Here is a 13,254-nt window from a genome sequence, read left to right as displayed (position 1 = left end):
ATTTCAAAGCAGAAAAATATAAATAATCTATGGTTTTAAAGTACTATGTCTCTGTTACCTATTGTGACTGCTCCAGATTCAAGATTAAAACAAAAATCTTTGCCAGTAAGGATAATCGATGATAATATAAGAAAGTTAATGGATGACATGGTTGAAACTATGTATCATGATCATGGTGTGGGGTTAGCTGCCATTCAGATTGGAATAGCTCAGCGTATATTGGTAGTTGATTTGCAGAATAATGATGATACAGAAAGACCCGCTGGGTTTTATCCATTATTTATCGCTGACCCGAAGATAATAGACAAATCTAAAGAATTAGTTGTGGCAATAGAAGGCTGTTTATCTCTACCGGAACAACGGGTCGAAGTAGCAAGGTCTGAGTCTATAACTATAAGATTCTTAGATTATCATAATAACCAACAAGAATTAAAAGCTGATGGTTGGCTTGCTAGGGTTATTCAGCATGAAATGGATCATTTAGATGGTAGACTACTAATTGATTATTTAAGTGATATAAAAAAGGACATAGCATTACGTAAATTAAAAAAACTGAAAAATAATATTTTGTGCAAGTAATTTTCATGGGTACGCCTGAATTTGCTGTACCTACTCTTAAGAGTTTAATTAACAGTAAAGATCACCAAGTGGTTGCTGTATTCACTCAATCTCCAAAATCTAAAGGAAGGGGGCTAAATGAGGTAGCATCACCTATCCATAGTTTGGCATCAAAATATGATATTCCAACTTATACCCCTAAAACCTTGAAAACCGAAGAAATAACCAATTTAATTAATTCAATTAATGCGGATATAATAGTAGTAGTTGCTTATGGATTCTTGATACCACAAGTTATCCTACAAGCCAAGAAATATGGATGTCTTAATATCCATCCCTCAAGTTTACCACGTCATAGGGGAGCTGCTCCATTGCAGCGTACTATTATAGAGGGAGACTCTGAAACTTCCGTATGCATAATGCAGATGGATGAGGGGTGGGATACTGGTGATATTATATTGCAGCATTCGTTTTCACTCTCTCCTAGAATAACTTTACCAGTTTTGCATGACCAATGTGCAGAAATAGGGGCTGATTTATTGGTTAAAACTTTAGATAATATTGATAACCTACCAAGGATTGTCCAAGATAAAGATGGAGTAATTTATGCTCATAAACTCAAGAAAGAAGAAGGGAAGATAAATTGGTATGAGACTGCTTACAAAATAGATTGTAGAATTCGAGGTATGAATCCATGGCCTGGAATATATTTTGAATATAGAGGTAAAGTTATAAAGATCCTAGAAGCGTATTATAATGATTTGGATGTTAAATTACAGCCTGGTACTGTGGTTAATAATAATATCTTAGAAATAGCTTGTGGTAAGGGTACTTTGATCATCAGAAAATTACAGCAAGAAGGAAGAAAAGCTTTAAACGTTGAAGAATTTATACGTGGGGTACAAATTCCCCTAGGTACTTTATTGGATTGATGTGGGAGAATTAGTATATACTAACTCCAGCCACTCGTCTTCATCAATAATTTTAATTCCAAGTTCCTTAGCTTTTTTGAGTTTACTACCGGCATCGCTACCCGCCACCACTAAAGCAGTAGCAGACGAAACACTACTACTTACTTTAGCTCCTAATTTCTCTGCCTGAGATTTTGCTTCTGCTCTTGAAAGAGTAAGTAAAGAACCGGTAAATACTACAACTTTACCAGTTAATGCGGTTTTGGTGGTTTGATCACTATAGTCTTGAATTTCTAAAATTTTACTTAACTTATGAATAATTTGTAGATTTTCTTTAATATCAAAGAAGTCTATAATATCCAGCAAAATTTTATCTCCTATTCCTTCTAGATCATTTAACCTTTGGTACATAGGCTGATCACCCTTTAATAAAGATTCCATAGCTTCTATAAAATTACCATAATTCTGAAATTCTCGAGCAAGTAATTTGGCGGTTTGTTCGCCAATATGCCTAATTCCTAAGGAATAAATGAATTTATTTAGGGGGACGGTTTTGGATTTTTCAATGTTTGCGAATAAGTTTTCTACAGAAATTCGCCCCCATCCTATCATATTTTCAAGCTTGACTAAGCTTTTTTCATTATTATTTTGTAAATAAAAAATATCCACCGGATTTTCTATTAAAGATTTTTCCAGCAAAAATTCTATTTGCTTCTTTCCTAAACCGTCTATATCTAAAGCATTTTTAGAAGTAAAATGACAAATTCGTTCGTAATTCTGAGCAGGACAATTTAACCCATTATCACAACGAATTATTATTGTCTCTTGATTATAATGTAAATTAGAACCACAAGACGGACAAAGTTTTGGCATATCAATTTTTTGTGATTCACTAGAGCGTCTAGTAAAATCTACCGCAGTAATTTGCGGTATGACGTCCCCTGCCCTCTGCAAAAACACATAATCGTTGATCCGTATATCTTTTCTGATGATTTCTTGATAGTTATGTAAGGTAGCTCTTGATACCCTAACTCCACCAATAGAAAGCGGCTCTAACTCAGCAACCGGAGTTAATACGCCAGTTCTACCTACTTGTAGAGTAATATTAATTAGTTTAGTTTGACCAATTATCGCAGGAAATTTATGAGCAATAGCAAATCTTGGGCTTCTTGCGATAAAACCCATCCTTTGCTGCAAAGCAAAATCATTTAGCTTATAGACAATACCATCAATTTCATAAGGCAGCTCTTCTCTAGACAAATTCAAATATTCATAGAAAGATTTCATATCATTTTCAGAATATGCTAATTTTCCTATATTATTAACGATAAACCCTAGCTCTTTTAACTTATCTAATAAAGCATCCTGAGAATCAGCTATTTTGTTACTACTACTTCCCACAGCATAAACAAAATACCTTAGAGGTCTACTTGCTGTAACGTTTGGATCTAACTGCCTTAACGACCCAGCAGCCGCGTTACGCGGGTTTGCAAATTTATCTTTTTTTGATAATTCTTGTGCTTGATTTAATAATAGAAAATCTTGTTTATTGATATAAACCTCACCTCTTACTTCCAAAATTGCTGTATCCAAGACTATTGAATGAGGGAAATGCTTGATAGTCTTAATATTTTCAGTTATATCTTCTCCAATAAAACCATCACCTCTTGTCGCAGCAGCGGTGAGTATGCCATTCTTATAGGTAGCAGAAAAAGATAAACCATCTATTTTAGGTTCGCAAAAGATAGGTTGAAAACTATCAAGACGTAAGAAATTCTTTATTCTATTTATAAATTCTGATACATCCTCATTATCAAATGCATTACTAAGAGAAAACATTGGATTTATATGTTTTACTTTAGAAAATTTCTCTGCAGCTAGACTACCGATTTGTTTAGTTGGACTATTTGCCAGCACAAGATGAGGAAATTTTTTTTCAAGTTCAAGATTTAAATTAAATAATTGATCATATTCAGCATCAGAAATCAGAGGAGTATCTTCTTGGTGATATGCTTTATTATATTTTTCTATCTCACTTGCCAATTGTTTTAGTAAATCTTTTGCCTCTAATTCAGAAAGCTGTTCAATATCAGTTGGAATATTTTGCATATTAATCGTAAAAGTTTGAGGATCAGATTTAATTGTAACTAGGTATGAGGTACGGTAATGTTGTATGAACTCAGGTTAAATTATTATTATCGCATAAACCTTGGCAACATAACCTAATAAGACCTATTTAACGTAAACTCAAGTAAAGAAGCTAAATGATCTTTATAAATATTCTGTATAGGGATTTGCTCTAATAAATTACTAGCCTCATTCTTAATGTTTGCTAGATGGTCGATAATTTGTTGCTTAATACCATGTTGTATCATCAAACTTCGTATTATCTCAAATTCACTCTCAGATCTATTATCCGCCTTAATCATTTTCTGAACTGTTAATTGCCCGGTATCATCAAGCTTCTTATATAAAAAGATTAGGGGTAGAGTTATTTTTCCTTCTAAGAAATCATCACCTATATTCTTGCCAATATCATGACTATTTCCTAAATAATCAAATAAATCATCAATAATTTGGAAAATATTTCCTAAATATCTACCAAAATTTTGTAAACTTTCACAGATCTCGTTAGATTGACTAGAAATAATTGCTCCTACTTCACAAGATACTCCAAATAACTCTGCAGTTTTAGCCATAATTATTTCATTATATTCTGTTTCGTCAATAATTCTCCGCTGATTCAATTTCACAAGCTGAGAAACTTCACCTTCTGATATAATTGCTGAAGCTCTTGATAAAGATTTCATAGCTTTAACAGATTTGGTATCTACCATTAACTGAAATGATTGACTAAATAAAAAATCTCCAACTAGAATACTAGCCTTACTTCCCCAAACAACATTAGCAGTAGGTTTGGATCTTCTAATTGTACTTTCATCTACTACATCGTCATGAAGTAAAGTTGCTGCATGAATAAATTCTACAGCTCCAGCAAGTTTGATATTATCTTCACCGACATAACCAAACATTTTACTAGTTAGAATTGTTAGTAATGGCCGGATTCTCTTTCCACCAAATTCTAGTAAATATTTACCTATTACGCCAACTAGTTGTTCTTTGGCAGCTAAGTGGGTCAGAATAAGTTTATTTAAGCTAGACAGTTCTACTGCTAAATCTTTATGTATTATTTTTATAGTATCCAATTTACATCTCTAATGCTATTTTAACCTCAAGTATCGATATAAGAATTAATAATTCTTATATCGATACTTGCTTTGTTATAAGGAAAAATGCACTCTTGAAGCGGGTGCATTTTAACTTTTTTCATCATTCAATATGTGATTTTAATTATTAAAATCACATATTGAATGGAGTATTATATTTTAACAATCAGGTGGGCAGCCGCTTCAAACCTGATTGTTTCTATATATAATACTGAATTCGATGTAACTTGTTACATCGAATTCAGGTTATTTTATGACTTCCTGCCAAACATCACTATCAACCTCCAAAAAAGGCTGGATCATTAATTGTTTTAACAATGAATGATGCTCATTAAAATCAGGTACTAGTTCTTGTATCCTTTTTGTTACATTATCACCAATATGTATTTTTTCCGAGGCTTTTTTGTATAATGCTAGATAATATAATGGCAAAAATTTATTAAAGTCTACGGAACCTATTTTGCCTTTTTCTATATTACTTGAATCTAAATTATACTCAAAACTTATGTCACCTGAGTTAGAATCAGGATGATCTGATATGGTTCTTAAAAAATACCTCGTACCTTCTTTGTATACAATACGACTATCTTCTGAGAATGTTTTAAACCTACCCAAGTTAAAGAAATAATTGGTTATAATATCCGTTGCCTTTAAATAATTATTGAAGACAATAAGTCCCTTAATATCAAATTTTCTAAATGCATCTAGCCTGCATTCGCTTGATAATCGAAACCCGGTATTATTAGAAAACAAACTAAGATTATTTATTTGAGCTCTCATTATATCTTTTTTTCTAGCAAAAAAATTTATATCTAAATCAAAAATATATTGATGATTTTCTAATTCAGTTAAATTGAATTTATCTTTATTACTGTTAATATACTGTAATTCTTCTATTAAAGATGAACTATTAGGGAGTAGCGATATATATGACAATAAATACTGTATAGAATTCAATATATTATCAGAAAATCCTGGCTTCAAATCAATTTTTGATTCAACCTTAAGATGACTATCATTGCTACCTTCTTCTACTTTACTTTGATACAATAAAGTAGTCAAGGATTCTTGGATACTACTTGAAAACTTGCTGGATATCATTTTTATTTCCAAATCTTTAGCAAATTCACTATATAAAGATTTATTAGTTTTTATATAAAACTTACCTTCAAAACTAAAAGGTATCGGCCAAGCAAATCTATATAATAAAAGACCAGCTGGTATTCTTCTGTTTATAATATTACTTTCTAAGATGTTTGTTGAATAAGTAACATTTAATTTTTGTGGCACATTATTTTTAAAATCTTCTAGATCAGTATAATATTTATTCCTTTCTAGTGAAAATGAAATAATTGTATGATCTTCATCATATAATTTCTGCCCGTCAACTAAATCAAAAATTTTTGTTTTCTCAGATGTTAATTCCAACTTTTTTATAAAATTTATAATTTCAAACGGATCTTTTTTTTGTATAAAAATCTTAAATAATTTAAAGCTTAAAGGCATTTTGGCTATAAAAGAATAATTACCACTTTCGAATTTTGTACCAAATCCCAACTCAATAGGTTTATAGCGACCTGTTGCGTCACCAAAATAACTAACAAAGCAAGCCTGTTTCAGTAAATCATAACCTATATAAATCGGGGAATTAAATTCAATTATACTATTCTCTCCCTCTTCATGCCAACCAATTACTTGCAAGGCAATTTTAAACGGAAAACCATAGCTAACAACTTTATTAAATTTAATGAAATATTTTTGTTCACTATCTATCGAATTAGCAGCGATATAGCGGTTACTATATTGCCCATTAATCTTACTAGCTACAGAAGTAACAATTACCAACCATGAAATGGTATAAATCAATAGGATTACAGCAATTATAACTGATATATATATTAACTTTTTTCGCATGCTAATTACATAATTTCACATATTCCCGGTTTAGTTGTACTATATTCCAAAACCACAAAATAACTATAATAATAAAAATTGTTAGTAAATAAACTACTATTGAATCACATGTGGCAGTAGGCACTATAATAAATATAAAAGACTGGATAAAAGCTCCTAAGGACTTACCAAATTTAATACCAATAACCTCAACAGCAGCTTTACCTTTTGTTCGAAGTTCTAATGATAAAGGAATATATGCCATTTCTTTTGTTGAATCAAATAACGAATATTTAGTTGATTTACTTAAAATATTTTGTACTCCTCCGATAATTACAGCCACATAAATTGGATTAAAGTCTTTTATACCAAAACTTATATATTCTGAAAAAATAACAAAGATAAAAAACATTAAACCAGTTATCAAAAGCATTAAGGGTGTTAATAATGCTGAAATTAACCAAGTAAATTTCCTAATCACATTACTACCAACTATCATAAAAGTAACGCTGGAAATTCCCATCCAAATATTAAACCTACCCATAAAATGTATATAATCTAACATATTGGGATTAAGCTCCCTTACCTTAGCTTTCCATGGACCTTCCACTATATTAATTAGTAGTGCATAACAAATTATCAATAAAGCAATGCGTCCAATATATTTTGAGTTAATAACCAACCTTATACTATCCATAAGTGATAAGGAAGTTTTTGCCTGTATTTGAACTATTTGGAAATCAGCCTTTAGCACCTCGTCATTCAAAATAAGATAATTAATTAACCTAAATAACAGCATGGAAATTATACCAACAAACACTATTATAGAAATAACAGGTTGTAGCATTAGTTCTGATTTATATTGCAAATCTTCATTTATTATAACTTGAGCATCGACTACCCCTCGTACATTTGAGAAAGCTACTAATACATTGCCAGCTAAAATCAGACCAACATTACCTACCATTCCTAAAATTGGATAGAAACGTTTCGCTTTACTGGTATCAAAAATATTATTAGCAAATTGCCAAAACATTAGATTAATAATTACTGCACTCCATAATTCTGAACAAATATACATGAGAGCATAACTCCATTTACCCATTATCTTGATAAACCATCGAAAATTAGGATACAATGATACTAAATGTTCTACCTGCTCAGCATTTGGATGATAAAACTCCTGATTAGGGTAAATGATATAAGCAAATATCAGGAAAAAAAGCAAAAAACTCGAAATTACTATATAAAAAATATATTCAAAACGTACGTGATTACTAAGTTTTACATATATTATAGTAAATAATATAGAGGAAGGAAGAACAAACCAAAGTTTTAGGAAACTAATGACTTCTGCTCCTATTGATGGTATGACCAATCCGTCTTTAACGGATCTAAGTGTTCCAAAATTAAAAAGAATACACAGCATCATTAATGCCATAGGCAAAAAAAGTTTCAATTCCTCTCTTTCTATAGGCCAAATGATTTCCTGAATTTTAGTAAAAATACTTTTGAATGGTAACATTATTTTATACAAAAAATTACCTAAAGACTAACACTATTTAACATAGATAATGTAATGAAGCCGAACTAAACCTTTTAAAGCTCTATGTTAATAAAGTCAATGAAAATAAGCATATTTTTCTATTAACAAAATATTTATGTGACAAAATTATAGGACAACGAGACATAACTTGCCTTGTAGGAAAATTTCTAATATGCTCCAAAAGATAAAGTAAAATGATAATAATTATGTCCATTAGGTCAATATTAGCCCTATATTTATTGTTTCTTTTTCCATTATATTTACATGTTAATGTAGCATATGCTAATATAGACATAGAAATTGCTGAATCACATAAATGCTCAAGGATGTTTCCTTACTTTGAAAAGGTACATAAAATTCCTCCTAATACGTTACACTCGATAGCTTTAAAAGAATCGGGCAAAAAACATACTGAATATAAAATTAAAGTGGTTTGGCCTTGGACTGTCAATGTTGAAGGTAAAGGCTATTATTTTAATACTAAAAAAGAGGCAATATCATTTGTCAAAAAACAAATTATTCAAGGCAAAGAAAATATTGATGTAGGATGTATGCAAATCAACTTAAAACATCATTTAAATGCATTTAACTCTTTAAATCAAGCTTTTGATCCTAAGAAAAACGTCGCCTATGCTGCTAAATTCCTAAAAGCTAAATATGATCAGTTAGGTAGTTGGCACAAAGCAATTGCTCATTACCATTCAGCCACCCATGAGTTTGGCTCTAAATATAAACAAGATGTTATCAAAATTGCTAACAATATGGACTTGTATAAAAACTCTATTAACATGTATAGTGGGTACAATTATTATAATAATACACCTCCTCTGCCAACAAACATGCTTTTGAGGAATAAACAGAGAGCTTCATTTGAAAGTAATATTAGGAAATATAAGAGTAATATTATGGTAGTATTACCAAGAGCTAGCTAGAGGTAACAATTATATTTGATCGTGAGAAGTTAAAATCTAATCGTGACAAAGTGGTGGATAATATCGCTGAGTGTTCGTTTTTTAAATATGCAGCATTCGATATTATTGAACGTCTAAATATTATTGATAAAGAATTTCCTGATATTTTAGATTTAGAATGTCGTACTGGTATACTAACTAAACTATTAGTGCAGAACTATAACTATGCTATAATTGTAGCGGCTAGTGCATCAAATGTTATGTTACAATCGTTTGACCATACTCCCAAATTACTAGTTGATGAAGAAAACTTACCATTTAAAGCAGCTAGTTTTGACCTAATAACTTTTTCCTTGGGTCTACACTGGATCAATGATGTACAAAATTTTCTGTTACAGATAAAACGTATTTTAAAACCAAATGGTCTATTTATTGGTAATTTTATCGGTGGTAACAGCCTAAAAGAACTACGAATGAAATTCATTGAAGCTGAAATAGCATTAAGTCGCCCTCACTTTCAACATGTTTCCCCTTTTATCCATTTTGATCACGTAACACCTTTACTAGGACAGGCAGGATTCACAGAAATTATCGTTGATTATGAAAATATTCAGCTGAGCTATAAAAGCCCTTTAGATTTCATTAGAGAATTAAAGAATATTGGAGAATCCGGAGCATTATTAAAAAACTCTCATAATATAATATCGAAGCAAATGCTTTCTATTCTACGCAATGATACTAACACTTTTACCGAACAAATTAATATAATTAGCTTCATTGCCTCTCCGAGTAAGAATAGTATAAAAATAACTCATAATTTAAAATAGTAGGAAAAAATAAGCATTTATAGCTTGCTCTTACTTTCTCCTTACATTATTATAATAATCATAGCAAATATATACTGCTCGTAAATGAAGAGTTGGTAGACGAAGGTCAACTTCAAGAAGAGCTAGGAGTGTCAAAGTCGAGCTGCTAGGCGTACATTAGTACGTGAGCAGCTTCGATCTTTAGACACGACGACGCCAATTCTTGAAGTTCACCGAGTATACATAATATGGTATCTTATGAAATCACAGTACTCAACAGTTACAAGTAAGGGACAAGTTACTATCCCATCATATATTAGAAACAAGCTACACTTATCTTCTGGCAGTAAATTAGAGTTCATTATACAAGATGGCTCTTTTATAGTAGTGCCAATTAATAAGCCAGTTAAAAATTTAAAAGGAATACTTCCCAAACCGAAAACACCATTAAGTATCGAAGATATGAATGAATCCATTAAGAGTGGATATGATCGGAATTGATACTAATGTTTTAATTCGTTATTTGATTCAAGATGACAAAGTACAAAGTAGCAAAGCTACAAAATTAATTGAGCAATATTCAGGTATTAGTGGTTCTATATTTAGAAATAACATAGTAGTTTGTGCAATAATTTGGGTTTTAGGACGAGGTTATAAATATTCAAAAAACCAAATAATAAATGTACTAAAAGAAATATTTGCTACTATAGAATTCCGGTTTGAGGATCACAAAACTTTATCGCTAACTGTTAGAGAATATGAGAACTGTAATACAGATTTTGCTGATATTTTAATAGGTAAACTAAATGAACTAAATGGTTGTAGTACTAGTTTCACTTTTGACCATAAAGCATCAACTCTGCCAATATTTACTACAATAAAATAATCAAAAAATAATTGAATTAAATTCAAATTAGCTATTAGTGTTCGTATATTTATGGTTTATAATGCCATTAATTATTATATGTAAGGAAAAATATATGCAAGAATTTGATTTAATAGTAATTGGTGGTGGTCCTGCTGGTTATACAGGAGCAATAAGAGCAGACCAGTTGGGTATGAAGGTTGCCTGTATAGAGAAAAGGGTGACGCTTGGTGGTACTTGCCTAAATGTTGGCTGTATTCCTTCCAAGGTATTGCTAAATTTCTCTGAGAAATATCATGAAGTATTGAACCATTGTGCCGATATTGGCATTATGACCTCAGCCAAACTTGATTTACAAAAAATGATGACTAAAAAAAGTCAGATAGTATCAGACTTATGCAAAGGCATAGAAAGCTTGTTTGCAAAAAATAAAATCACTAAATTTACAGGAAGTGCCAAATTTATCTCAGCCAATCTTGTGGAGATTACTAATGGTACATCAATTGAACAGATATCGGCTAAGAATATTTTAATTGCTACTGGCTCTGATATTATTGAAATGCCCAATATTGTTGTTGATGAGGAATATATAGTTTCATCAACGGGAGCTTTGAATCTTGCTAAAGTCCCAGAAACTATGGTAGTGATTGGTGGTGGTTATATCGGTTTAGAGCTTGGTTCGGTATGGAATAGGCTTGGTTCTAAAGTAACGGTTATTGAATATGCTGGAAGTATTGTGCCAGCTTTAGATAAAGAGATTATCGGTCAATTTACCAAAATCCTGCAAAAGCAATCTATTGAATTGCGATTAAATACTAAGGTGCTGTCTGCTGAGAAAAAAGCAGGAAAAGTTATTTTGAATATACAACAAACAGCCGATAACTCAGTGCAACAAATAACTACTGATATAGTGTTATTGGCTGTTGGTAGAAAAGCCCATACAACAGATTTAGGTTTAGATAAATTAGCTATTGAAACGGACAAACAAAATAGAATTACGGTAAATAGCCAGTTCCAAACAATAATTCCGAATATTTATGCTGTCGGTGATGTAATTGCCGGACCTATGCTCGCTCATAAAGCAGAAGAGGAAGCTGTTGCTGCCGCTGAAATTATGGCAGGCTTAGCAGGTCATGTTAATTATAATCTTATTCCAAGTGTTATCTACACTTATCCAGAAGTGGCGAGTGTTGGTTTAACAGAAGAACAATTGAAAGAAGCTAAGATTGATTACAAAGTTGGTAAATTTCCGTTTTTGGCAAATAGTCGAGCGAGAAGCACAGGTTCTACTGATGGGATGGTGAAGATATTAGCTGATAGCGTAACGGATAAAGTACTTGGAGCACATATAATAGGCTGTTCAGCTGGAACTATGATTGCAGAGCTTGTAGCATTTATGGAATTTGGGGCTTCTTCAGAAGATATAGCAAGAACTTGCCACGCCCACCCTACCCTAAGTGAAGCTATAAAAGAAGCGGCTTTGGCTGTGGATAGGAGGAGTATTAATTTTTAGTAAGCTGTTTAAATAGTAATTGGTTTTTACACAACAAAGCCCATTAATTTTTTGATTTCAGTGAGAGTTTTATCCGCAATAACTCTAGCTTTATCTGCCCCGTTATGTAGTGTACTTACTAGATAATCTTGGTTTTTCATTAACTCTGCATATTTGGTATTAATGGGAGTTAGAGTTGTGATGATAATATCAGCTAGATCATCCTTAAATTTAGCAAAACCGGTATTTTGGTATTGATTAACTATTGTGTCAACATTACTACTAGATAGACTGCAATAAATGTTAATTAAATTGCTAATTTCTGGTCTATTCTGAGGATCATAACTAATCTCAGCTAAATGATCAGTTTTAGCTTTTTTAATTTTTTGGTAAATTTGATCTCGACTATCATTTAAATTAATACGAGATAAATCAGATGGATCAGATTTACTCATTTTTTTACGACCATCTTTTAAGCTCATTATTCTTGATGAGCCTTGAATTAATGGCTCAGGTAATTTTAGGATATCTTGATTGAATTTCCTGTTGATGATAGCCGCAATATCTCTAGTAAGCTCTAAATGTTGTTTTTGATCATCGCCAACAGGTACTATATCAGCATTATATAATAATATATCAGCTGCCATCAATACTGGGTAAGACAATAATCCTAAACCAGCACTCTCCTGGTCTTTTCCTGCTTTGTCTTTAAACTGAGTCATCCGTTTAAGCCAACCAAGCGGAGTAACGCAATTTAATATCCAAGCAAGTTCAGTATGCTCCTTCACCATACTTTGGGCAAATATAGTGGTTTTCTCCGGCAAAAGTCCTGTTGCTATATATGTAGCAACAGTTTGCAATATGGAAGAATTTAGCTCTATAGGTGAACGATCTATAGTAATAGCATGCAAATCGGCTAAAAAGAATAAGCAGTTATACTCATCTTGGAGCTTAGACCAATTGACAATTGCCCCGAGATAGTTTCCTAAATGCAGAGTCCCGGTCACTTGACATCCGGATAGAGCTGTTTTTTTCATTTAATTTC

General features: G+C 31.7%; 12 protein-coding genes. 7 read left to right on the top strand and 5 right to left on the bottom strand.

Annotated features, from left to right (window positions below; genetic code table 11):
* Positions 1–45: 45 nt before the first annotated feature.
* Positions 46–579, top strand: coding sequence for a peptide deformylase (gene def / locus ACFEL2_RS03210; protein ID WP_375332229.1), 534 nt, complete (start codon positions 46–48; stop codon positions 577–579).
* Positions 570–1,490 (top strand): methionyl-tRNA formyltransferase, encoded by a 921-nt coding sequence (gene fmt, locus ACFEL2_RS03205; RefSeq protein ID WP_341752193.1) that lies wholly within the window; start codon positions 570–572, stop codon positions 1,488–1,490. The genes def and fmt overlap by 10 nt, the downstream gene beginning before the upstream one ends.
* Here fmt and ligA read toward each other — a convergent pair.
* The 4 genes from ligA to ACFEL2_RS03185 form a co-directional block, all read right to left on the bottom strand.
* On the bottom strand, positions 1,479–3,578 hold the full coding sequence (ligA, locus tag ACFEL2_RS03200; protein WP_375332228.1) for an NAD-dependent DNA ligase LigA: 2,100 nt from the start codon (positions 3,576–3,578) through the stop codon (positions 1,479–1,481). The two genes, fmt and ligA, sit on opposite strands and share 12 nt — an antisense overlap.
* Positions 3,579–3,691: 113 nt before the next feature.
* Positions 3,692–4,675, bottom strand: coding sequence for a polyprenyl synthetase family protein (locus ACFEL2_RS03195; RefSeq protein ID WP_375332227.1), 984 nt, complete (start codon positions 4,673–4,675; stop codon positions 3,692–3,694).
* 267 nt (positions 4,676–4,942) lie between these two features.
* Positions 4,943–6,610: a hypothetical protein gene (locus ACFEL2_RS03190; RefSeq protein WP_375332226.1), complete on the bottom strand. Its 1,668-nt coding sequence runs from the start codon at positions 6,608–6,610 to the stop codon at positions 4,943–4,945.
* A 1-nt stretch (position 6,611) separates the two neighbouring features.
* The gene (locus ACFEL2_RS03185) at positions 6,612–8,114 is read right to left on the bottom strand and encodes an Npt1/Npt2 family nucleotide transporter (RefSeq protein WP_341755140.1); all 1,503 of its coding nucleotides are present in this window, start codon (positions 8,112–8,114) and stop codon (positions 6,612–6,614) included.
* Positions 8,115–8,341: 227 nt separating this feature from the next.
* On the opposite strand from ACFEL2_RS03185, the gene ACFEL2_RS03180 reads away from it, so the two are divergent.
* The 5 genes from ACFEL2_RS03180 to lpdA all read left to right on the top strand — a co-directional run bounded on the left by ACFEL2_RS03180 (position 8,342) and on the right by lpdA (position 12,230).
* Entirely contained in the window at positions 8,342–9,067 is a 726-nt protein-coding gene (locus ACFEL2_RS03180; protein ID WP_375332225.1) for a lytic transglycosylase domain-containing protein, read from the top strand.
* A gap of 62 nt (positions 9,068–9,129) precedes the next feature.
* Complete coding sequence (locus ACFEL2_RS03175; RefSeq protein WP_375332370.1) at positions 9,130–9,873, top strand: methyltransferase domain-containing protein; 744 nt, start codon at positions 9,130–9,132, stop codon at positions 9,871–9,873.
* A 237-nt stretch (positions 9,874–10,110) separates the two neighbouring features.
* Positions 10,111–10,353, top strand: coding sequence for an AbrB/MazE/SpoVT family DNA-binding domain-containing protein (locus ACFEL2_RS03170; RefSeq protein ID WP_375332224.1), 243 nt, complete (start codon positions 10,111–10,113; stop codon positions 10,351–10,353).
* Positions 10,340–10,738, top strand: coding sequence for a PIN domain-containing protein (locus tag ACFEL2_RS03165; protein WP_375332223.1), 399 nt, complete (start codon positions 10,340–10,342; stop codon positions 10,736–10,738). The genes ACFEL2_RS03170 and ACFEL2_RS03165 overlap by 14 nt, the downstream gene beginning before the upstream one ends.
* A gap of 94 nt (positions 10,739–10,832) precedes the next feature.
* Positions 10,833–12,230, top strand: a complete 1,398-nt coding sequence (lpdA, locus tag ACFEL2_RS03160) for a dihydrolipoyl dehydrogenase (RefSeq protein ID WP_375332369.1) — start codon at positions 10,833–10,835, stop codon at positions 12,228–12,230.
* Positions 12,231–12,256: 26 nt separating this feature from the next.
* Here the strand turns inward: lpdA and trpS are convergent, their stop codons facing one another.
* A complete protein-coding gene (gene trpS / locus ACFEL2_RS03155) occupies positions 12,257–13,246 on the bottom strand; it encodes a tryptophan--tRNA ligase (RefSeq protein ID WP_375332222.1) in 990 nt (329 codons plus the stop codon).
* Positions 13,247–13,254 lie beyond the last annotated feature (8 nt).

The organism is Candidatus Tisiphia endosymbiont of Temnostethus pusillus (assembly GCF_964264675.1).
Classification (GTDB): domain Bacteria; phylum Pseudomonadota; class Alphaproteobacteria; order Rickettsiales; family Rickettsiaceae; genus Tisiphia.
The sequence above is the reverse complement of the archived record's forward strand: the minus strand, read 5'-3'. Positions and strand labels throughout refer to the sequence as shown.

Excerpts from the sequence above, each read along its gene's own strand:
- def (WP_375332229.1), top strand. The coding sequence starts at position 46 with ATGTCTCTGTTACCTATTGTGACTGCTCCAGATTCAAGATTAAAACAA.
- trpS (WP_375332222.1), bottom strand. The coding sequence starts at position 13,246 with ATGAAAAAAACAGCTCTATCCGGATGTCAAGTGACCGGGACTCTGCAT.
- ligA (WP_375332228.1), bottom strand. The coding sequence starts at position 3,578 with ATGCAAAATATTCCAACTGATATTGAACAGCTTTCTGAATTAGAGGCA.
- ACFEL2_RS03190 (WP_375332226.1), bottom strand. The coding sequence starts at position 6,610 with ATGCGAAAAAAGTTAATATATATATCAGTTATAATTGCTGTAATCCTA.
- ACFEL2_RS03180 (WP_375332225.1), top strand. The coding sequence starts at position 8,342 with ATGTCCATTAGGTCAATATTAGCCCTATATTTATTGTTTCTTTTTCCA.
- lpdA (WP_375332369.1), top strand. The coding sequence starts at position 10,833 with ATGCAAGAATTTGATTTAATAGTAATTGGTGGTGGTCCTGCTGGTTAT.
- ACFEL2_RS03165 (WP_375332223.1), top strand. The coding sequence starts at position 10,340 with ATGATCGGAATTGATACTAATGTTTTAATTCGTTATTTGATTCAAGAT.
- ACFEL2_RS03185 (WP_341755140.1), bottom strand. The coding sequence starts at position 8,114 with ATGTTACCATTCAAAAGTATTTTTACTAAAATTCAGGAAATCATTTGG.
- ACFEL2_RS03170 (WP_375332224.1), top strand. The coding sequence starts at position 10,111 with ATGAAATCACAGTACTCAACAGTTACAAGTAAGGGACAAGTTACTATC.